The 19,062-nt window shown below is 65.3% G+C and carries 21 protein-coding genes; 11 read left to right on the top strand and 10 right to left on the bottom strand.

Translation table 11 applies throughout. From position 1 onward, the window contains the following. The first annotated feature begins 205 nt into the window (after nucleotides 1-205). From ACK4SG_RS01165 to ACK4SG_RS01125, 9 genes are all read left to right on the top strand, one after another. A complete protein-coding gene (locus tag ACK4SG_RS01165) occupies nucleotides 206-679 on the top strand; it encodes a phage BR0599 family protein (RefSeq protein ID WP_409599034.1) in 474 nt (157 codons plus the stop codon). 18 nt (nucleotides 680-697) lie between these two features. After that, a complete protein-coding gene (locus tag ACK4SG_RS01160; RefSeq protein WP_409599033.1) occupies nucleotides 698-925 on the top strand; it encodes a hypothetical protein in 228 nt (75 codons plus the stop codon). Continuing rightward, entirely contained in the window at nucleotides 922-1,137 is a 216-nt protein-coding gene (locus ACK4SG_RS01155) for a hypothetical protein (protein WP_409599032.1), read from the top strand. Before ACK4SG_RS01160 ends, ACK4SG_RS01155 begins: the two co-directional genes overlap by 4 nt. Then, nucleotides 1,137-3,410 carry a phage tail protein gene (locus ACK4SG_RS01150; RefSeq protein ID WP_409599031.1) on the top strand — a complete coding sequence of 758 codons (2,274 nt, stop codon included), beginning with the start codon at nucleotides 1,137-1,139 and terminating at the stop codon, nucleotides 3,408-3,410. The genes ACK4SG_RS01155 and ACK4SG_RS01150 overlap by 1 nt, the downstream gene beginning before the upstream one ends. After that, the gene (locus ACK4SG_RS01145; protein ID WP_409599030.1) at nucleotides 3,410-4,006 is read left to right on the top strand and encodes a glycosyltransferase family 2 protein; all 597 of its coding nucleotides are present in this window, start codon (nucleotides 3,410-3,412) and stop codon (nucleotides 4,004-4,006) included. Before ACK4SG_RS01150 ends, ACK4SG_RS01145 begins: the two co-directional genes overlap by 1 nt. Before the next feature lie 3 nt (nucleotides 4,007-4,009). Beyond that, entirely contained in the window at nucleotides 4,010-4,360 is a 351-nt protein-coding gene (locus ACK4SG_RS01140; RefSeq protein WP_409599029.1) for a DUF2793 domain-containing protein, read from the top strand. Between the two features lie 65 nt (nucleotides 4,361-4,425). After that, on the top strand, nucleotides 4,426-4,731 hold the full coding sequence (locus ACK4SG_RS01135; protein WP_409599028.1) for a DUF6127 family protein: 306 nt from the start codon (nucleotides 4,426-4,428) through the stop codon (nucleotides 4,729-4,731). Then, nucleotides 4,728-5,204, top strand: a complete 477-nt coding sequence (locus tag ACK4SG_RS01130; RefSeq protein ID WP_409599027.1) for a hypothetical protein — start codon at nucleotides 4,728-4,730, stop codon at nucleotides 5,202-5,204. Before ACK4SG_RS01135 ends, ACK4SG_RS01130 begins: the two co-directional genes overlap by 4 nt. Continuing rightward, complete coding sequence (locus ACK4SG_RS01125; protein WP_409599026.1) at nucleotides 5,201-5,677, top strand: lysozyme; 477 nt, start codon at nucleotides 5,201-5,203, stop codon at nucleotides 5,675-5,677. Before ACK4SG_RS01130 ends, ACK4SG_RS01125 begins: the two co-directional genes overlap by 4 nt. An 11-nt stretch (nucleotides 5,678-5,688) precedes the next feature. On the opposite strand, the gene ACK4SG_RS01120 is transcribed toward ACK4SG_RS01125, so the two are convergent. The 10 genes from ACK4SG_RS01120 to mads1 form a co-directional block, all read right to left on the bottom strand. Next, nucleotides 5,689-6,840, bottom strand: a complete 1,152-nt coding sequence (locus ACK4SG_RS01120; RefSeq protein WP_409599025.1) for a S1C family serine protease — start codon at nucleotides 6,838-6,840, stop codon at nucleotides 5,689-5,691. A gap of 19 nt (nucleotides 6,841-6,859) precedes the next feature. Next, on the bottom strand, nucleotides 6,860-7,822 hold the full coding sequence (locus tag ACK4SG_RS01115) for a zinc metalloprotease HtpX (protein ID WP_409599024.1): 963 nt from the start codon (nucleotides 7,820-7,822) through the stop codon (nucleotides 6,860-6,862). Continuing rightward, entirely contained in the window at nucleotides 7,809-8,297 is a 489-nt protein-coding gene (locus ACK4SG_RS01110) for a phosphate-starvation-inducible PsiE family protein (protein WP_409599023.1), read from the bottom strand. The genes ACK4SG_RS01115 and ACK4SG_RS01110 overlap by 14 nt, the downstream gene beginning before the upstream one ends. Then, complete coding sequence (locus ACK4SG_RS01105) at nucleotides 8,294-10,018, bottom strand: cation:proton antiporter (protein WP_409599022.1); 1,725 nt, start codon at nucleotides 10,016-10,018, stop codon at nucleotides 8,294-8,296. Before ACK4SG_RS01105 ends, ACK4SG_RS01110 begins: the two co-directional genes overlap by 4 nt. A gap of 3 nt (nucleotides 10,019-10,021) precedes the next feature. Beyond that, nucleotides 10,022-10,468 (bottom strand): thioredoxin TrxC, encoded by a 447-nt coding sequence (gene trxC / locus ACK4SG_RS01100; protein WP_409599021.1) that lies wholly within the window; start codon nucleotides 10,466-10,468, stop codon nucleotides 10,022-10,024. Next, the gene (gene ftsH / locus ACK4SG_RS01095; RefSeq protein ID WP_409599020.1) at nucleotides 10,465-12,345 is read right to left on the bottom strand and encodes an ATP-dependent zinc metalloprotease FtsH; all 1,881 of its coding nucleotides are present in this window, start codon (nucleotides 12,343-12,345) and stop codon (nucleotides 10,465-10,467) included. The genes trxC and ftsH overlap by 4 nt, the downstream gene beginning before the upstream one ends. Nucleotides 12,346-12,372: 27 nt before the next feature. Continuing rightward, nucleotides 12,373-13,803: a phospholipase D-like domain-containing protein gene (locus ACK4SG_RS01090; protein WP_409599019.1), complete on the bottom strand. Its 1,431-nt coding sequence runs from the start codon at nucleotides 13,801-13,803 to the stop codon at nucleotides 12,373-12,375. 17 nt (nucleotides 13,804-13,820) lie between these two features. Then, on the bottom strand, nucleotides 13,821-16,679 hold the full coding sequence (gene clpK / locus ACK4SG_RS01085; protein ID WP_409599018.1) for a heat shock survival AAA family ATPase ClpK: 2,859 nt from the start codon (nucleotides 16,677-16,679) through the stop codon (nucleotides 13,821-13,823). 102 nt (nucleotides 16,680-16,781) lie between these two features. Further along, the gene (locus ACK4SG_RS01080; protein WP_409599017.1) at nucleotides 16,782-17,351 is read right to left on the bottom strand and encodes an Hsp20/alpha crystallin family protein; all 570 of its coding nucleotides are present in this window, start codon (nucleotides 17,349-17,351) and stop codon (nucleotides 16,782-16,784) included. Between the two features lie 37 nt (nucleotides 17,352-17,388). Then, nucleotides 17,389-17,670: a methylation-associated defense system helix-turn-helix domain-containing protein MAD1 gene (gene mads1 / locus ACK4SG_RS01075; protein ID WP_409599016.1), complete on the bottom strand. Its 282-nt coding sequence runs from the start codon at nucleotides 17,668-17,670 to the stop codon at nucleotides 17,389-17,391. Nucleotides 17,671-17,792: 122 nt separating this feature from the next. On the opposite strand from mads1, the gene ACK4SG_RS01070 reads away from it, so the two are divergent. After that, nucleotides 17,793-18,161: a hypothetical protein gene (locus tag ACK4SG_RS01070; protein WP_409599015.1), complete on the top strand. Its 369-nt coding sequence runs from the start codon at nucleotides 17,793-17,795 to the stop codon at nucleotides 18,159-18,161. Nucleotides 18,162-18,312: 151 nt separating this feature from the next. Beyond that, nucleotides 18,313-18,900, top strand: a complete 588-nt coding sequence (locus ACK4SG_RS01065) for a DUF3223 domain-containing protein (protein ID WP_409599014.1) — start codon at nucleotides 18,313-18,315, stop codon at nucleotides 18,898-18,900. The last annotated feature ends 162 nt before the right edge of the window (nucleotides 18,901-19,062 follow it).

Below are 19,062 nucleotides of genomic sequence, written 5' to 3'. Positions count from 1 at the left end.
GGACTCGAGGTCAAGACCAAGATCGACGCCACCCACCCCGGCCTGGCCCGGGCGTGGGTGTGCTTTGGCTATGTCGGCAACCAGATCGTCGTGCGCGCGTCGCACAACGTGGCCAGCGTGACCAGGACTGCGGCAGGCCGCTACCCTGCGCATCGGACGGCGCGACACTTGGGGCGACTACTGGTGGATCTCCGGTACGCGCTGGATGGGCCGGGTGCTCGGGGTCGAGGTCGCGGACGATGTGGCTCGGGTTCGCTACGAGTCCGCGCAAGTCAGTCTCAAGCGCATCGGGTTGCGGCGGCTCTACAGCCGCAAGTGTTCCCATGTGCTGTATTCGGCGGCCTGCGGCGCGTCACCGATTTCTGCCAGCGCCTTGGTGAGCAACAGCCATGGCCGCAACGTCGATCTCGACGGTGGCACGCCCGGCAGCGTCAGTGGTGGCTTGGCCGGTGGCTGGCTGCAAACCCCGGAAGGTGCGCGCCACATGATCGTCAATGACTACGGTGGTGGTGTGGAGTTGCTCTATCCGGTGGCCATTGAAGTCGGCACCGAGGTGCAACTGACAGTGGGCTGCGACCACAGCACGGCCATGTGCGCCTCGCGCTTCGGCAACCTCGACAACTACGGCGGTTTTCCCGCCATCCCGAGCAAGAACCCGTTTTCGACGGGCGTCTTCTGAATCCTTGGAGAAATCGCCATGTGGTACCTCGTCGTCATCGTGGTGGCGGCGCTGGTTTCGGTCGCGCTCGCCCCGAAACCGCCCGAACCCAAACCGGCATCGCTGTCCGACGTCGATGCCCCCACCGCAGAAGAAGGCCGACCGATCCCGGTCGTGTTCGGCACGGTGCTGCTGCGCGGTTCCAACGTCGTCTGGTACGGCAATCTGGAGGCCGATCCGATCAAGAAGAAAGGTGGCAAGAAATGAGCACGCAGACCGTCGTCACCATCGATCATGTGCGCGCCGTCGGCCTGTGTGTGAACGGCACGCGCGTGTGGTTCGCCCGTCACGATCTGGATTTCCGCACCTTCCTGCGCGAGGGCTGTGATGCCGAAACCTTGCTGGCCACGGGCGATGCGATGGCACTGCGCGTGGTCGAGCACGCTCGCCAGCGTCCCAATCAGCAGGAGCACGGCTGATGGGTGGCAGCAGCAAGAAGCAAACCGTCGGCTACCGCTACCGGATGGGACTGCATCTGGCTCTATGCCAAGGGCCCGTCGATGCCGTGCAGGAAATCCAGATGGGCGACCGTACCGCGTGGGGCGATGCCGACCGCGCGCCGCTGCCCTCCGGACATGGTTTGGCCAGCATCAGCATCAACAAGCCAGATCTGTTCGGTGGCGACTCGCACGAGGGCGGCGTGGTCGGCACCATCGATGTGCTGGCAGGTGGTGCCGGTCAGAGCCGCAACGACTATCTGATGAGCCGCCTCGGCGGTTCCATTCCGGCATTTCGGGGCGTGCTGTCCTTGGTGGCACGCAAGATCCTGTTCGCGGCCAACAACCCCTACATCAAACCGTGGGCAGTGCGCGTCCGGCGCTTCACGGCGGGTTGGTTCGATGCGCCGTGGATGGAGTGGAACGCCGAAGTCCGCACCTGGGATGAGATTGAGGCCCGTGAGATCAGTGTCGGTATGAACCCGGCGCACATCCTGGTGCAGTGCCTCACCGATCCACATTGGGGTATGGGCTATCCGCAGAGCACCATCGGCTGGAGTTTCTGGAACGCGGCATGGGCTTTGTCGAGCGAAGGCTTCGGCCTCAATCTGATCTGGACACGGCAACAGCCCATCGAGAGTTTCATCGGCCAGGTCATCGACCACATCGGCGGCATCCTCTACACCGACCCGGAACAAGGCACTTTCGAGCTCAAGCTGCTGCGCGACGATTACTGGATCGACAGCCTGCCGCAGTTGGGGCCCGACGAGATCGTGCGGCTGGAGCGCTTCGAGCGCGCCCAGTGGGGCGAACTGCCCAACGAACTGACGGTAGTCTACACCGACTGGCAAACCGGCGGTGATGCGACCGTCACCGTGGAAAACCTCGCTGCCATTCAGTTGCAAGGCGGCGTGATCAATCAGCGCCGCGACTACCCTGGCGTCAACTACGGGCCGCTGGCTGCTCGGCTGGCCTTGCGTGACCTGCGCGCCTTGGGTTCACCCCTGGCGCGGATGAGTCTGACCGTGGCACGCGATGCACTGGAACGCGCGCCGCTACCGGGCGACGTGTTCCTGCTGAACTGGCCGCGTTTGGGCATCGAGAGGATGGTGGTGCGCGTCACCGGTATCGACACCGGCACCTTGGGCGCGGCCGAGTGGCGCATCGAAGCCATGGAGGATGTATTCGGGATGAACGACACCGTACTGTCACCCCCGCCGCCGCACGTCGAGGAGCCGCCCCTCTCACCGTTGCCACCCGCCTTGGTGCTGGCCGTCGAGGTGCCGTACTGGGAACTGGCCCGACGCTTGTCGCGCGCAGATCTGGCCTACCTGACCGATACGGACACCTACGTCGGTGCGCTGGCCGCCGCCGGTGGCGCCGGGCAGTTGAATTGGCAACTGGCCACCGGCGCATCGAGTGGCGACCTCACTGCCGACGTGGGCGAGGACTATGCGCCGCTGCTGATGCTCGATGCAGCCTTGCCTGCCAGCGAGGTCGATGCCATCGGCGTGCCGGTGACCGCCGTCAGTCAGCCGGAAAGACTGGCCGAGGGCGACTACGCGTATCTGATGGCCGCCAGTGGGGCGATTGCAGAGGCCGTTGCCGTCTTGGCCTTCGATGCTGCCAACGCGACCATCGATCTCGCACGCGGCGTGCTCGACACCACACCCCAAGCACATGCCTCGGGGACTCGGTTGATCGGTGTCGGCGAATGGCTGGCATCCGAAGGTGCGGAGCGCGCCCCGGGGGAATCGGTGTTCGTGGGCGCGATTCCTCGCACGTCGACCGATCAGGGCGATCCTGTGTTGGCCGCCAATGGGCAGCCGATGGTGCTGGCCGGTCGGCAGGCTTTGCCGTATCCCCCCGGTCGTATCCGCCTCAACGGCCAGACTGAGCCTGCCGTGGTGGCCGGTGATCTCAACGTCGCGTGGGCGCATCGCGACCGCACGCAGCAGACCGCCTATCTCGTGCAGCAAGACGAGGGCGACATCGGGCCGGAACTGGGCGTGACCTACACGCTACGCATCCGCAATCGCAATGGCGTGCTGGCGCACACCGAAACGGGACTGCTCGGCACAACCTTTATCTGGACGGCAGCAGTGGCCGCGCTGGATGCCGCTGCGCTGGGCGACCGCATCACGGTGGAGATCAGTGCCGAGCGCGATGGTTTGAGCAGCTGGCAGCCGCAGGTGCGGGTCATGGATCGCGCGGGCTACGGCCTACGCTGGGGGCAGTATTGGGGAGGTGTGTGATGGAGCCGCGCATCGATGTTCATCTGCTCACCCTGAACGAGCCTGCCGAATGGCGTGAGGTCTGCATCGCCAGCCTCGAGGAGGCACCGATCCAGTTGCACGTTTTGCCCGGCATTCCGGGCCGTATCGGTGAGGCACGCGCGGCAGGCTATGCACAAGGCACGCTGCCGCTGGTGTCCTTTGTCGATCCCGACGATTTGTACGAAGCCAGTGCCTTCACGCAACTGGCCGATGCGCTGGGTGCCTGCCCGCAGGCGGTGATGGCCTACACCGACGAAGCGCTGATGGACGAGTCTGGCCGGGACATCGCGGTGCGGCGTCTGGCCTACAGCCGTTGGCAACACGCCAACAGCGCCAGCCACGTGCACGGCCTGATCGTGATGCGCCGGTCCGCCGTCGAGGCCGTACTCGAGGAAACCACCGACATCCACAACTTTGCCGACTGGCTGCTGACCCTGCTCGTAGCCAAACGCGGTGGCGTGCTGTACCTGCCCATCGTTGGGCGTCACTGGCGGCAGCATCCGCAGCAAAGCCACCGCACCGGCGACCCGGAAGCAGTCCGGCACATTCGCCAAGCATCGAACCTCTGGAGATAGACCATGTCATCGACCGACCCGAACCTTGGGCTCAACTACGGCTGGACGCTCGGCGAGAGCGGCTGGGACACCGGCATGGACGCCAACCTCAAGCGCCTCGGCGCTGTGGTCGGCCTATCCGTGAAAGACCGCGACCTGACCACGCCACCTGCCAGCCCCACCAACGGCGACCGCTACCTCATTCCTGCCGCTGCCACCGGCGTGTGGGCAGGCAAAACCAACCAGATCGCGGCGCGCATTGCCGATGCCTGGGAGTACCACTCGCCCAAGATCGGCTGGCTTTGCTACATCGAGGACGAGGCCAAGCTCTCGGCCTACAAGTCCACCGGCTGGAGCGCAGGCATCGCCATCTGATTTCCCATCTTCGTACCCACCAGAAACCCGCCCACGAGGCGGGTTTCGCATTTCTGGAGACCGCAATGACCGAACCCGAACAACAACAGCCTGCTCTCGTCGAGAACATGCTCCTCTTGCGCCGCGAGGACTTCGACGAACTGCTGGACCGCGCCGCTGAACGCGGAGCCGAGCGTGTCCTGACCCACCTTGGCCTGGAAAACGGCCACGCCGCACGCGACATCCGCGAACTACGCGACCTGCTGGAAGCCTGGCGTGATGCCCGACGCACGGCCTGGCAGACCACCGTCAAGGTCATCACGACCGGCATCCTGGCCGCACTGCTCGTTGGCGCCGCCATCAAGTTGAAACTGATTGGAGGCCCGCAATGATCGAGACACTGCTCGGTGGCCTCCTTGGAGGGGCCTTCCGCCTCGCGCCTGAAATCCTGAAATGGCTGGACCGCAAAGGCGAGCGCAGTCACGAGCTCGCGATGCAGGACAAGGCGCTGGAGTTCGAGAAGCTGCGCGGAGCGCAGCGAATGTCGGAAATCGGCGCGGGTGCCGATGCCGCGTGGAACGTCGGTGCCATCGAGACGCTGCGCGAAGCCGTCCGCACGCAGGGCGAGAAAGCCGGGGTGCGCTGGGCTGATGCCTTGTCCTGCAGCGTGCGCCCGGTCATCACCTACTGGTTCATGACGCTGTACTGCGCCGCCAAGACGGCGGCGTTCGCGGCCGCCGTGACCGCTGGCGCAGGTTGGGGCACCGCGATCCTGCACGCCTGGACCGAGGCCGATCAGGCACTGTGGGCCGGGGTGCTCAACTTCTGGTTCCTCGGCCGCGTGTTCGACCGGGTGCGGCCTTGATCGAGGTACCAAAAGCGGCCATCGAACTGGCCAAGCGCTTCGAGGGCTTCCACCGTGTGCCGAGAGCCGATCCGGGCCGCGCACATCCCTACGTTTGCCCGGCCGGCTACTGGAGCATCGGCTACGGCCACCTCTGCGATCCGAATCACCCACCGATCACGGAGGACGAGGCGGAGGCCTATCTGGCCAGTGACCTGCAGACGGCGCTCACCGCCACGCTGCGCTACTGCCCGGTGCTGGCCACCGAGCCCGGGGGGCGGCTGGCGGCCATCGTGGACTTTACGTTCAACCTCGGTGCGGGGCGGTTGCAGACGTCGACGTTGCGTCGCCGGGTCAATCAGCGGGATTGGGCTGCTGCCGCAAGTGAGCTGCGCCGTTGGGTCTATGGTGGCGGGAAAGTGCTGCCGGGGCTCGTTACTCGGCGCGAGGCTGAAGTTGCTAGGTTGTTTCGCTGTGCAGGCCCAGGCCCATGATCCACTTTTCATCAAACTCCCGGTTGTAACTCCACCTGCACCTCGCGCGACTTACCAGCCCGATCCACTGACAAGATCACGACATCGCCAACTTTTTTGTCGTCAAGTCGGGCCAGGAGTTGGGCGACATCGTCGACGGTACTACCGTCGATGCTGACGATGCGGTCTCCGGGCGAAATGCCTTGCGGGCCGACGTCGACGCCAGTCAGTCCGGCCTTTTGTGCTGCCGAGCCTGGCGTCACGCGCAGCACGAACACGCCTTTACTGCCGATAAGGGCCTGCAGGCGCGCGTTGAGTTGCTCGTCCACCTCGATGCCCAGCGCCGGGCGGATGTACTTGCCGGTCTTGATGATCTGCGGCACCACGCGCATGACCGTGTCGACCGGCACCGAGAAGCCAATACCGGCCGACGCGCCCGAAGGGCTGTAGATGGCGGTGTTGATGCCGATCAGCCGCCCCGCCGAATCGAGTAAGGGGCCGCCGGAGTTGCCGGGGTTGATGGCCGCGTCGGTCTGGATCAGATGGTCGATGGCAGGGCCGCCACCTTCGCCGTCGAGCGTGCGGTCGAGCGCGGAAACGATACCGGTGGTGAGCGTCCAGTCGAGCCCGAAGGGATTGCCGATGGCAAAAACCTTCTGGCCCACCTTGAGATCGACACTGGTGCCGACCGGCACTGCCGGCGGGCGCTTGAAGCCGACGCCGATCTTGAGCACCGCAATGTCATGCGCAGGACTGGTGCCGACGAGCACTGCTTGATAGTCGCGGCCATCTGCCAATTTGACCGTGGCGGACGACGCCCCCTGGATGACGTGAAAGTTGGTCACGACGTGACCTGCCTCGTCCCAGATGAAGCCTGAGCCGGTGCCGCGTGGCACCGAAAACACATTGCGCGACCAGGCATCGCGCACCAACTGGGCCGTGGTGATGTAGACCACCGAGGCGCGCGATTTGTCGAAGAGTTCGATGGTGGCCTTTTCGTCGGCGGCCAGATCGCCGCGTGGCGTCACCGTGCGCTCGGCTGCCTCGCGGGGGCTGAACCAGGCTTCGATGGCCGGCAGGAACTGCCACAGCAGCATGAGCGCCGCGACACTGGCGGTGATGACGAGCCAGCGCCGGATGAATCGGTCCGGCGTCGGGCGGCTGTAGGGGTCGGGGTAGGTCATCAGGATCTCCTTTTTGAAATCAGCGCCAGAGGCCACTGGCGCGCCAGCGCGGCGGACGCTGCACCAGGGCGAATTCCGGCCGGAATGGCCTGGATTGAAGCGGCTGCGGTGCCATCGACTCGGCCAACTCCCGCAAGCGTTGGATGCGCTCCGCCGTCGCCGGGTGGGTGCGCAACCAGGAGGGTTCCGGATTGCCCCATCCGGGTAACAGCCAGGCGCGCCAGGAATGGCTCAACCGCTCGATCTTCGCGAGCGCGGAAGCGAGCCCGTGCGGATCGCCGGTCAATTCGGCGGCGAGCCGGTCGGCGTCGAATTCACGGACCCGGGACAACCCCAGCTGCGCCAACAGGGCTAATTGTGGCGCGACCGCCAACAAAAGCAGCGCAGGCCAAGAGACCTCCGCGATGCCCAGCAACAGCGCAGGCACACTGAACAGAATCGTGATCTGACCGAGTAGAGCCATGAGGTGGGTGAGCCGGCTGATGGAGTCGGCCAGGCCCATGACGCGCAGATCCTCATTGGCGATGTGGGCGATTTCGTGTCCGAGCACCCCGGTCAGTTCACGAGGCGTGAGGCTGCGCAACAGCCCATCGGTGAGCGCGACGGCGGCGTGATTTTTCGAGCCGGTGGCAAAGGCATTGACCACAGCGCTGGGCACGTAGTGCGGCACCGGCACGGTAGGTAATCCGGCGCGTGCCGTCAGTTCGCGGAGCATGGCCCAAAGCTCGGGCGCTTCATCCGGATACAGAGGGCGCGCGCGATACAGGCGCAGGGTCAGACGCGATGCCGTGGCAGGCTCGATCAGTAACGCGAGGATGGCGGACGCCAGCGCCAGCCACAGTCCTTGCTCGCCCAATAGCAGGCTGCCAGCGATGGCAGCGATGCCGAGCAAGGTCAGCACCAGCAGCGCCGTCTGCAGACGATTGAGCCCGCGATGCCGCGCGCCGGCATCCTGCGCGTGGCGCAGATCACGACTGCTCATTTGGGCTTTCCCCGGCGGCCCGGTCATCGCGCTCGCGCAGCAGCCAGTAGGTCGCACCCAAGGCCAGGGTGGCACCGGCCAGGGCCGCGATCTTCCCCGGGCTCACCTCGGGATCGAGGATCACGAATTTGCGGGCCAGCGCGATCAAGGCGATCAGGATCACCGTCTTGACCTGGATGATGCTGTCGCGGCGCAAGGCCACGCGCACGATGGAATGCTTGAATTCCATGGCGATCAGCAAGGTCATGATCATGCCGAACACGCTTTGGAATACCTTGTGATCGAGTGGATTGAATGCATCGACGATCAGCAGCGTGAAGACGACGGAGATCAGTTGCATCAGCGAAACCAAGACGATCACGGCGATCACCGCCGACAAGATGAGCGCAATCACCTGCTCGAAGCGTTCGTAAAAGCTCATGATGACCCACTGGTCGCGGAAGACTTGAAACACGCTGCGGCGGTCTTGTGTCATGAAGGCTTGCTCGTTGATGGATCTGTTCTGGCCAGTTTTTGCCACATGTTACTGAGGGCGGCATTGATGCCCTCGGCGGACACGCCACTGTGCAGCAAGACCTGCTCGGCCAGCCCCAGCGCAGCCGCAAAAGATTCGTGATACACGCGCACGTTGGGCAGCGCCTGCCAGGTGCTGGCGTCGTGCGCGCTGTGCAACTGGCGGCATGACACCACCACCGGCAAGCCGGGACAGCGTTCGAGGACCGCTCGCGCGATGCGCTCGGCCGGCTGCGGATGGGCAAACCTCAGCACCACCAGGCGCGCCTTGTCCAGCCCCGCCGCGAGCAGTGTCGGCAGCCGACTGGCATCGCCATACGATGCCGGCATCCCCAGCGCCCGCGCAGCTTCGACCTTCTGGCGGTCCGATTCCAGAAGCAAGTGCGGCACGCCTGCCAGGCGCAGCGTTTGACTGAGCAGTTGCCCGGCCTCGTCCGCGCCACAGAGGATGACATGGTAATGCAGCGACTGCGCCTGCTCAGCGACCTCGCCTTCTTCGGCTTGCGGCGGCTGACCGCGTGCAGGTGAGCGGCTGAATATCTGCGCCAGCCGGTCGTGGTGGCGGATCAACAGCGGCGCCAGCCCCATGCTCAAGACCAACGCCACCAGCATCGGTTGGACGACGGTGACGGCAATCAGGTGCTGCTGCATGACCATGCCTACGAGCAGCAGCGCGAACTCCCCGCCATGCCCCAGCACGAAAGCCGTGCGCCATGCGTCGAGGGCCGACAGACGGGTTGCCCGCAGCGCCAGATAGTTCAGCCCGATCTTGAGGGGCACCAAGGCCACCAACCAGCCCAGCACCTTCAGCGGCGCCGCAACGATCTGGACCACATCCAGTTGCAGGCCGATGGTCACGAAGAACAGGCCCGACAGCACGTCGCGAAAGGGCTTGAGACGGTCCTCCATGAGGTGCCGGACATCACTCTCACCCAGTACCATGCCGGCGAGAAAGGCCCCGAGTGCAGCCGACACACCCAATGCATGGGCCGCCGCAGCCGCTCCCACCACCAGGCACAGCGAAACCAGCACGAAGGACTCTTCATGACCCTGCCGCGCCACCCAGCCCAGCAGACCGTGCAAGAGATGGCGCGAAGCCAGGGCCGAGCCAGCGAACAAGAGCAGCACGCCCGCCACCTCGATCAGCACACGGCCAAGTTCGGGGGAGTCGCCGCGCGCCCAGATCGCTATCAGCGCCAGCAGGGGCACGCTGGCTAAGTCCTGAAAGACCAGCACGGCAATCGCGCTGCGGCCGTGACGCGTGGTCAGCTCGCCCTGATCGGCCAGTTGCCGGCTGACCAAGGCGGTCGATGACATGGCCGCTGCCGCGCCCAATAGCGCAGCGATGCCGGGCGACACACCCAGCCACGTCGATGCCAGCGCAACCGCACCGGCGACGATCGCCATTTGCAGCGTACCGGCCAGCAGCACGGTCTTGCGGGTCAGCCAGAAATGGCCGAGGGAGAACTCCAGCCCGACCATGAACAGCAGCAAGGCCACGCCCAGCTCGGACAGGAAACTCAACGCCTGCCCCGGTACGATCCAGGCCGTGACCGTAGGGCCCAGCAAGACACCGACAACCAGATAGCCCAACAAGGTTGGGATCTTCAGTCTGGCGGTTAGCGTGGCCGCCAGACTGCATGCGGCCAACAGAAGCAGGGTCGTGCCCAGCAGGTCGTGCATCGTTCAGCGGCGGCTGGCCTGCACAGACGATGCCCAGCGCACGATGTCCTGTGCTCCCATGGCACCGGCCTGACGTGCGATCTCTCGCCCACCCTGGAACAGCGCCAAGGTGGGAATGCTGCGGATGCCGAAGCGGGCGGCCAGTTGCGGCTCGGCCTCGGTGTTCACCTTGGCCAGCCGCACCTTGGGTTCGAGCAGGCGCGCAGCCTGCTCGAACTGCGGCGCCATCATCTTGCAGGGCCCGCACCAGGGCGCCCAGAAATCGACCAGCACGGGAATGTCACTGCGCTCCACCTGGCGCGAGAAGGTCGTCGTGGTCAGCTCGATGGGCGCACCGGTGAACAAAGGCTGCTGGCAACGCCCGCAGTTTGGTTGATCGGCCAGTTTGGCCGCCGGGACACGATTGATCGATTGGCAGTGCGGGCAGACGATATGAAGGCTGTCGCTCATGTTGAGACTCCTGGAGAGGTTGAAGATGAGGGAAGGAGCGGCGCTGTTTCGGTCGTCGAGGCTGCCCGCTGGGGGCTCTCGGTCAGTTGGCGGATGTCGTTTTCGTCCAAGGTTTCGCGGCGCAGCAGTTCCTGGGCGCAGCGCTCCAGCACGTCCCGGTTGGCCTGCAGGATGGCGGTGGCACGCTCGAACACGCCCATGACGATGGCGCGGATGGCCGCGTCGATGCGCGCCTGCGTGGATTCGGCCACACGGCAGCCGCCGCTGGTCAGCTCCGGGGTATCGAGAAAGCGTGGGCGCTGCGCTTCGAAGGCGATGTAGCCCAGATCCTCGTCCATGCCGAAGCGGGTGATCATGTCGCGGGCGATGTCGGTGGCGCGCGCCAGGTCGTCGGCGGCACCGGTGGAGAGCTCGCCAAACACCAGTTTCTCGGCGGCCCGCCCGCCCAAGAGCACCGCGATCTTGTGCTCCAGGTCGGCGCGCGTCATCAGGAAGCGGTCTTCCGTCGGCCGCTGCAGCGTGTAGCCCAAAGCGCCGATGCCGCGCGGGATGATTGAGACCTTGTGCACCGGGTCGGTGCCCGGCAGCGCCAGCGCCACCAGGGCATGGCCCATCTCGTGGTAGGCCACCGTTTTGCGCTCTTTCGGGTTGAGCACGCGGCTTTTCTTTTCCAGGCCGGCGACGATGCGCTCGATGGCGGCGGTGAAATCGGCCAGCTCCACCGCCTGCGCGCGGCGCCGGGTCGCGGCCAGCGCCGCCTCGTTGACCAGGTTGGCCAGATCGGCGCCGGAAAAGCCGGTGGTGAGCGCCGCCACCTGTTCCAGGTCCACATCGGGCGCGAGCGTGATCTTCTTGACGTGCACCTTCAGGATGTCCAGCCGCCCCTTCTTGTCGGGCCGGTCCACCAGCACCTGGCGGTCGAAGCGGCCGGCGCGCAGCAGCGCCGCATCGAGGATTTCCGGCCGGTTGGTGGCCGCCAGGATGATCAGCCCCACCGAGCTGTCGAAACCGTCCATCTCGGTGAGCAGCTGGTTGAGCGTCTGCTCGCGCTCGTCGTGGCCGCCCAACGGGCCGCCGACGCCGCGCGCACGGCCCAGCGCGTCGAGTTCGTCGATGAAGATGATGGCCGGCGCCTGGGCGCGTGCCTGCTCGAACAGGTCGCGCACGCGCGCCGCGCCCACGCCGACGAACATCTCGACGAATTCCGAGCCCGAGATGGAGAAGAAGGGCACGCCGGCCTCGCCCGCCACCGCCTTGGCCAGCAGCGTCTTGCCGGTGCCCGGCGGGCCCACCAGCAGCACGCCCTTAGGGATGTGCGCGCCCAGCCGGCCGTAGTCCTGCGGGTTCTTCAGGAAATCGACGATCTCCACCAGCTCGGCCTTGGCCTCGTCCACCCCGGCCACGTCAGAGAAAGTGACGCCGGTGTTCTTCTCCACATAGACCTTGGCGCGGCTCTTGCCGATGCTCAGGAAGCCGCCCATGCCCTGCTTCTCGGCAAAGCGCCGGAACAGGAAGAACCAGACGCCGAAGAAGGCCAGCGCCGGCAGAATCCACGACAGGATGTCGCGCAGCCAGGTGCTCTCCACCACGCGGGTGTAGGGCACCTCGTACTTCGACAGCCGCTCGGCCAGATCCGGCTCGACCCGGGTGGCGACGATCGTGGTCTTGCCCTGGCTGTCGGGCGACTTCAGCTTGCCGGTGACCGTGCGGTCGGCCACCAGCACCTCGGCCACACGCCGTTCGGCCAGCGCCTTCTCGAATTCGCTGTAAGGCACCGGCGCGACGGTGCTGGCCGTCTGCCAGTAGTTCTGCAGCATCAGCAGCAGCAGCGCGGCGACCAGCCAGTAGCCGGCGTTCCATTGGTCTTTCTTCTCCATCTCGGGTGTTCCTCAGGGTCGGTCAGGCTAAAGGACGGGAGCGAACAGCCGGGCCACGCCGTCGCGCAGGCGCTGGGCCGGCGGTCTGGAGCGCACTGCCTCGGGTGAAACGGCGTGCGAGGCATCCCGTATCGCGTCGAAGTGCGCAGCCAGTTGCTGGCACAACGCCGCGTCGTAGACCTCGACATTGAACTCGAAATTCAGGCGCAGACTGCGCGCATCCCAGTTGGCGGAGCCCAAGCAGCACCACTGGTCATCCACCAGCATCAGTTTGCTGTGATCGAACGCTCCGGGCCGCTCGAAGATGCGAGCACCATGCTCCAGCACCTGCCAGTAGTGCGCGCGCGCAGCCCATTGCACGGTTGGGTGGTCGCCCTCGGCAGGGGTCAGCACATCCACGCGCACACCCCGCAGCGCCGCCGTGCTCAGGGCCGCGATCATCGGCTGATCGGGCACGAAGTACGGCGTCCAGATGCGCACCGACTGCCGCGCCGCGCTCAAGGCCCCCATGAAAGTCCAGCGCATCCGATCCATCGTCTCGTCGGGGCCGGTTTCGATGCCGCGCGCCCAACTGGCACCCGCCGCGTCTGTGGGGGGCGTGGGCGTCCCCCAGAACGATGCGGCCAGCCGTTCGCCAGTGGTGTCGAACCAGTCGTCGGCAAAGCATTGCGCCAGGTGGGACACGACCGGCCCCCGCAGCTGGAAATGCAGGTCGCGGCAGGCCCGTTCCGGGGCGTCGGGCTGCCAGTAGTCGGCCGCGATGTTCATGCCGCCGGTGAAGCCGATGGTGCCATCCACCACCAGCAGCTTGCGGTGGTTGCGCAGGTGCGCGGCGTGCAGGCGTGCCGGGATCAGCGTCGGGTTGAATGCCGCCGCGGGCACACCGCCTTGTTTCAACGCCTTGTAGGCACTGCGGGGCGTCCACCTTGCGTACACGTCGTCGATCAGCACGCGCACCTGCACGCCGCGCGCATGGGCATGTTGCAGCGCTTGAACGAACTGCCCGCCGATGCCGTTGCCGTCGAAGATGTAGGAGGCCAGTGCCACGCTGTGCTCCGCCGCGTCGATCGCAGCGAGCATGGCCGGGTAGGCCTGCTGGCCCCCGTGCAATGGCTCGATGCGGTTGCCGGCGGTCAGCGGCAGGCCGGTGCTGCGGCCCACCAGATGGGCCAGCCCACCGAGCCCGACCGGCAGGTTCGCGGGCACCAAGGGTGTGTCGGTCGCGCCCTGTCGGTGGCCGTCGCCAGGGCAAAGCCGCCGCGCGCGCCGCTGGTAGCGGTTGATGCCAAACAGCAGGTAGAGCAGCGATCCGCCCAGCGGCAGCAGAACGATCAGCAGCACCCAGAGGGTGGCCGAACGCGGGTCACGCTTGTAGACGACGGCGTGACCCGCTGCGCCAAAGGCGGCAGCCAGCGACACCAGCGTGGCTGCCCATGCCAAGCCGATGGGGGCGGACACGGCGGCCTCGCCCACCGTCAGGACGCGTCGCTCGCCGGCTTCTTCTTGCGCGAGCCCTTGCCCGTGTCACTCGGCGCTTCGCCCTGGGCTTTCGCGTCGGACTCGGCTTTCTCAACCTCCGCCTCGCCCTCGGGCGCCGTCGTGCGCTCGAAGCTCACACGCTCGGCCTTGTCGTCCCAACGTGCGGTGGCGTGATCGCCCTTGCCGATGCCGCCTCCGAGCATTTCGCGCGCCAAAGCGGTTTCCAGCTCGCTGCGGATCAAGCGCTTCAATTCGCGGGCACCGAATTCGGGCTTGTAGCCTTCTTCGGCGAAATGGTCGATCAGCGTCTGGTCGAAGGCGAGCGTCACGCCCTGCGTGGCGGCATTGCGTGCCACGCGGTCCAACTGCAAGCCGACGATGTGGCGGATCTCTTCCTTGCCCAGGGCATGGAAGACGATGATCTCGTCGATGCGGTTGAGGAACTCCGGACGGAAGTGCCCGCGCAGCACGTCCATCACCTCGTGCTTGGTCTTCTCGTAGGCGTCCCCCACCTCGCCACGCCCCTTGAGGCGGCGCTGAATGATGTCCGAGCCGAGATTCGACGTGGCGATGATGATGGTGTTGGTGAAGTCCACCACGCGGCCCTTGCCGTCGGTCAGACGGCCGTCGTCGAACACCTGCAGCAGGATGTTGTAGACATCCGGGTGGGCCTTTTCGATCTCGTCGAGCAGCACCACGCTGTAGGGCTTGCGCCGCACCTTCTCGGTGAGCTGGCCGCCTTCGTCGTAGCCGACATAGCCCGGGGGCGCACCGACCAGCCGCGCCACGGTGTGGCGCTCGCCGTATTCCGACATGTCGATACGCAGCAGGGCATGTTCATCCCCATAGATGGCTTCGGCCAGCGCCTTGGCCAGTTCGGTCTTGCCCACGCCGGTGGGGCCGAGGAACAGGAAGGTGGCCACGGGCTTGCTGCCTTCGCGCAAGCCCGCGCGCGCCACGCGCACGGCATCGGCCACCGCGCGCACGGCCTCGTCCTGGCCCACCAGACGCTCGTGCAGGCGTTGCTCGAGGTGCAGCAGCTTCTCGCGCTCCTCCACGGTCAGCTCGTTGACCGGGATGCCGGTCAGGCGCGAGACGATCTGCGCCACATGCTCGGCCTTGACTTCGGCGCTGCCCGAGGCGCGCTCGCGCTCCCAGGCTTCGGTCAGCTTCTTCAGCTCGGCCTCCTTGGCCTCGATGCGCTTGCCGATCTCGGCCGCCTTGTCGTACTGCTTGCGCGCGGCCACATAGTCCTGCTCGCGGCGCAGCTGGTGCAGTTCGGACTCCAGCTCCTGCACCGCCACCGGGCGCGCCGTGGCCGACAGCTTCACGCGGGCGGCCGCCTGGTCGAGCAGGTCGATGGCCTTGTCCGGCAGGAAGCGCGCGGTGATGTAACGATCGGACAGCTCGGCGGCGGCGATGATGGCCTCCTCGCTGATGCTGACCTTGTGGTGCGCCTCGAAGGTGTCACGCAGGCCGCGCAGGATCATGATGGCCTGCGCCACGGTCGGCTCGGGCACCATCACCGGCTGGAAGCGGCGCTCCAGCGCGGCGTCCTTCTCGATGTATTTCTGGTACTCGTTGAGCGTGGTGGCGCCGATCAGGTTCAGCTCGCCACGCGCCATCATCGGCTTGAAGACGTTGGCCACGTCCAGCCCGCCTTCGCCGCCACCTTGACCGGCGCCGACGATGGTGTGCACCTCGTCGATGAACAGGATCAGCTCGCCCTGGTGCTCGGCGATCTCCTTGAGCACCTTTTGCACGCGCTCCTCGAACTCGCCGCGATACTTGGCGCCGGCCACCATCGCGTTGATGTTCAGCTCCACCAGACGCTTGTCGCGCAGCGTCTCGGGCACTTCGCCCGCCACCATGCGCTGCGCCAGCCCCTCGACGATGGCGGTCTTGCCCACGCCGGGCTCGCCGATCAGCACCGGGTTGTTCTTCTTGCGCCGCGCCAGCACCTCGATGGTGGTCTCGATTTCCTGCGCGCGGCCGATCACCGGATCGAGCTTGCCGTCGCGCGCCATCTTGGTGAGGTCGCGCGAATATTTGTCGAGCTCCGGCGTGTTGGTCGGCGCCTCGGCGCGGCCATCTTCGGCGCCCTTGCCGACCACCTTGCTGACCTGCTGGCGCAGCGCCTGCGGTGTCAGGCCATAGCGGCGCAAGAGATTGGCGGCCAGCCCTTCGCCCTCTTCGGCCAGACCGATCAGGAAGTGCTCAGGGCCGACATAGGAGTGACCGAGCTCATTGGAAGCCACGAAGGCGCGGCTGAGCGCATCCTTGACCCGCGGCGACACGCCGATCTCGCCCTCGAAAGGTTTCTCGCCGCGCTTGGCCTCGGATTCGATCTGGCGCTTGAGATCGTCGACCTTGATCTTGAACTGACCCAGGATGGTCTTGACCACATCGCTGTCGGCTAGCGCCAGCAGCAGGTGTTCCGTATCCACTTCGGAACGGCCGAATTCGGCGGCCTGTTTGGCGGCCTCCTGCAGCAGGGCTCCTGATTGTTCGCTGATGCGGCTGGCCAGCCCACTGCCGCGACGGCGCGACGTGCCGCCACCCGAAGCCGCGGGCTCGCCGAAAGAGGCATCGACCACCTCGTCATCGCCGGCGGCCAACGCAGCGGGAGAGGCGTCGTCACCGATGCGGAAGAAGTCGTTGCCCAGAAAATCCTCGAACAGGCCGCTGCGCGAGCCGAACAGGGCTTCCAGCGGCGAGACGGTGCGCTTTTGCTGCCGCACCAGTTGGCGGTAATGGTCGTCGCACAACAGCATGGTGCTATGGCGCCCGTTGAGATTCGCTTCCACCCGCACGGTAGCGGGTTGGCCGCAGACTTGGCATTGTTTTCTGGCCATGCTGATGCTCCTCAAAAAGGTTGATGTGACGAGGTATCGCGAGTCACTACACGATACCTCGTCTCTTGCAAGGTTTTTCTTGTGACGGACGAGCCGGCGGCGTTAGCCGTTGATCGGGATCAAGCGCCCTCGCTTCGGCGCACTGGTTTCGTGCTTATCGATCGTGATCGTGAGCACCCCGTTCTTGAATGAGGCCTTGATCGAATCCTGGTTGGCGTTCTCAGGCAGGTTCAAGGCACGCTGAAAGCTGCCGTACGAGCGTTCGATGCGGTGGAAGCCACCTTCCTTCTTCTCCTGTTCCTGGCGCTTCTCGCCCCGCACCGTCAGCACGTCGTTGTCCAGCGTGAGTTGGATATCTTTTTCTTCGACACCAGGCACTTCCAGCGCAATCACGTACTGCTTCTCGGTTTCCTGGATATCCAGGGCCGGCTTCAACATGCCAGGCCAATCGGATGGAAGGCGCGGCATGGTCAGCGCCGGAAAACCGAAGCCTCGGAATGCATCATCGAACAGCCGATCGATCTCCCGATGCAGTTGCAGGATCGGGCTGATCGAGCCACTGCCTGCCGACTGATCATGACGCTGTACCGGCAACGAAGGGGATGCCTTCTGCTCATCTTGCTCGCTCTTGAACCAGTTCCACGGAGCCAATTTTTTCAGATCAAAATCCATGTCACACCTCCAGAAAATTAAGAAATTGACAAATCACTTAATCCCTTCGCCTACCGCGACAAACTGCGCGCCCAGGCGATACGGGCGACTCGAATGACTTCTGCTGTTCACGCTTGCGCATCACCTCCTTCTTTGCCCCGGCTTGGGTCTGATCATTGATCCAGCGATCGATTTCACTTTGACGAAACCGCCACGTCCCGCCGACCTTGAAAGCCGGAATTTCCCCGTGCGCGGCGAGGCGATAAAGCGTCCGTTTACCGACCTTCAAGTACGCAGCCAACTCGTCGAGCGTGAAGATCTCCTGTAGGTGCGCTTTCATTTCACCCTCTCCAACCGGGCCGCTTTGCGGTTCCGTTCAAGGAAATCCTTGCAAGACTTTGCAGGATATTGCGCCTGTCAGGAAAAAATTCAAGAGACGATGCATAGCCATCTCCCGACCGATTGACGCAGGTCAACTGCTTAGGAAAGACGACCGGTCTGGCGGCGATGGACCAGCTGGCGGCACTGGCTGCCGAGAAGGAAGCGGCCATGAAAGCGGCGCGCGACAGTGGCCTGTCCGCGCGTGCCTTTGCCGTCGCCTGGGTGCTGCGTGAGGACGCGGCCGTCAAAGCGGCGGGCATCGATCCCATGACGCTGGCCAAGGATGCCGAGGAGTTGCTCGGGCGTTTCCCGAATGCCTCGGTTAACGCCGACGAGCAGCGACGGCTCCGTGCCTCGCTCTACAAGCCCCTCCTCGCCCTGGCGCAGGACGAGCGGGCACGGGTCGTCGATCTCGTTGTGCGTTTGCTGCTCGCGGAGGGCGGCGAATGAAATCGTCGCAGTACCCGGCGCAAGACTTGCGACGCCGCGCACTGGCCTGGGCGGTCAAGCTGAAGGTAAACCCCCACGTGGTACGGGTGCAGGAAATGCGCAGGAAGTGGGGTTGGCGTGCCGCACAAGGGGTGTCCGCCAAGGGGACCCGGTGCTCGATGCTGTCGGTGAGCCCACAAAAGGTGCCGGCCAAATTGCTCACTTTGAGCGACGCCTGAATACCGGGACCGGCTGGAGCACATCGGGGTTCTGGATTGTTCGGCAGGACGGCACTGAAACCGACTTCTCGTACATCGATGCGGTCAAGGGCAAGCCGAAGGGGCCGTCCCAGGATTTTTACAACGCGTGCCGGCAGGCGGTCGCGCTTGATCTCGTTCTCGCCAAGAAGCAGGCGTTTGCCCGGTACGGCGACGATCAAGGCCGGGTTGAATGCGAGTTGACCGGAAAGATGGTCACCATCGACGACGCACACCTTGACCACGCATGGCCGTACTTCTCGCACATGGTGAGTGGATTTCGGGCTGCCAGGGGTTGGTCGCGGAACATCCCGGATGGCATCGTTTCCGCCCCAGCTGACGGCCAGACCACTGCAAGATTCGTGGACAGCGCCGTGACTGAGGCATTCCGATCGTTCCACCATGACCAAGCGGTCCTTCGGATTCTCAGCCGGGAAGCAAATCTGCAGACCGCGAGTTCAGCTCGCCGGCCAAAAGTTGCACGGCCAGTCCGGTTGGCGTGACCCGCTCCGGTCGCCTGCCATCAGGTCAGAGTAGACGCCTGGCGGACGCGGGTTCAATTCCGTAAATGGAATCGAACTGGCGTCCTGTCCGATGCACTTGGCTGGTGACCCCGGCCGGGCAGAACTGGTAGGATTGTTGGCAGTTGGGGCTGGATTCCGCAC

The organism is Thermomonas sp. (assembly GCF_046293095.1).
In the GTDB taxonomy this organism is placed as follows: Bacteria; Pseudomonadota; Gammaproteobacteria; order Xanthomonadales; family Xanthomonadaceae; genus Thermomonas.
Note: the sequence above shows the minus strand (reverse complement) of the source record. Positions and strands in the feature narration are given on the sequence as shown.

Bases quoted from the DNA above. Each gene is read 5' to 3' on its own strand.
- ACK4SG_RS01105 (WP_409599022.1), bottom strand. From the start codon at position 10,018: ATGCACGACCTGCTGGGCACGACCCTGCTTCTGTTGGCCGCATGCAGT.
- mads1 (WP_409599016.1), bottom strand. From the start codon at position 17,670: ATGAAAGCGCACCTACAGGAGATCTTCACGCTCGACGAGTTGGCTGCG.
- ACK4SG_RS01140 (WP_409599029.1), top strand. From the start codon at position 4,010: ATGTCATCGACCGACCCGAACCTTGGGCTCAACTACGGCTGGACGCTC.
- ACK4SG_RS01150 (WP_409599031.1), top strand. From the start codon at position 1,137: ATGGGTGGCAGCAGCAAGAAGCAAACCGTCGGCTACCGCTACCGGATG.
- ACK4SG_RS01080 (WP_409599017.1), bottom strand. From the start codon at position 17,351: ATGGATTTTGATCTGAAAAAATTGGCTCCGTGGAACTGGTTCAAGAGC.
- trxC (WP_409599021.1), bottom strand. From the start codon at position 10,468: ATGAGCGACAGCCTTCATATCGTCTGCCCGCACTGCCAATCGATCAAT.
- ACK4SG_RS01160 (WP_409599033.1), top strand. From the start codon at position 698: ATGTGGTACCTCGTCGTCATCGTGGTGGCGGCGCTGGTTTCGGTCGCG.
- ACK4SG_RS01165 (WP_409599034.1), top strand. From the start codon at position 206: ATGGGCCGGGTGCTCGGGGTCGAGGTCGCGGACGATGTGGCTCGGGTT.
- ACK4SG_RS01110 (WP_409599023.1), bottom strand. From the start codon at position 8,297: ATGACACAAGACCGCCGCAGCGTGTTTCAAGTCTTCCGCGACCAGTGG.
- ACK4SG_RS01120 (WP_409599025.1), bottom strand. From the start codon at position 6,840: ATGACCTACCCCGACCCCTACAGCCGCCCGACGCCGGACCGATTCATC.
- ACK4SG_RS01145 (WP_409599030.1), top strand. From the start codon at position 3,410: ATGGAGCCGCGCATCGATGTTCATCTGCTCACCCTGAACGAGCCTGCC.
- clpK (WP_409599018.1), bottom strand. From the start codon at position 16,679: ATGGCCAGAAAACAATGCCAAGTCTGCGGCCAACCCGCTACCGTGCGG.
- ACK4SG_RS01155 (WP_409599032.1), top strand. From the start codon at position 922: ATGAGCACGCAGACCGTCGTCACCATCGATCATGTGCGCGCCGTCGGC.
- ACK4SG_RS01135 (WP_409599028.1), top strand. From the start codon at position 4,426: ATGACCGAACCCGAACAACAACAGCCTGCTCTCGTCGAGAACATGCTC.
- ACK4SG_RS01115 (WP_409599024.1), bottom strand. From the start codon at position 7,822: ATGAGCAGTCGTGATCTGCGCCACGCGCAGGATGCCGGCGCGCGGCAT.
- ACK4SG_RS01130 (WP_409599027.1), top strand. From the start codon at position 4,728: ATGATCGAGACACTGCTCGGTGGCCTCCTTGGAGGGGCCTTCCGCCTC.
- ftsH (WP_409599020.1), bottom strand. From the start codon at position 12,345: ATGGAGAAGAAAGACCAATGGAACGCCGGCTACTGGCTGGTCGCCGCG.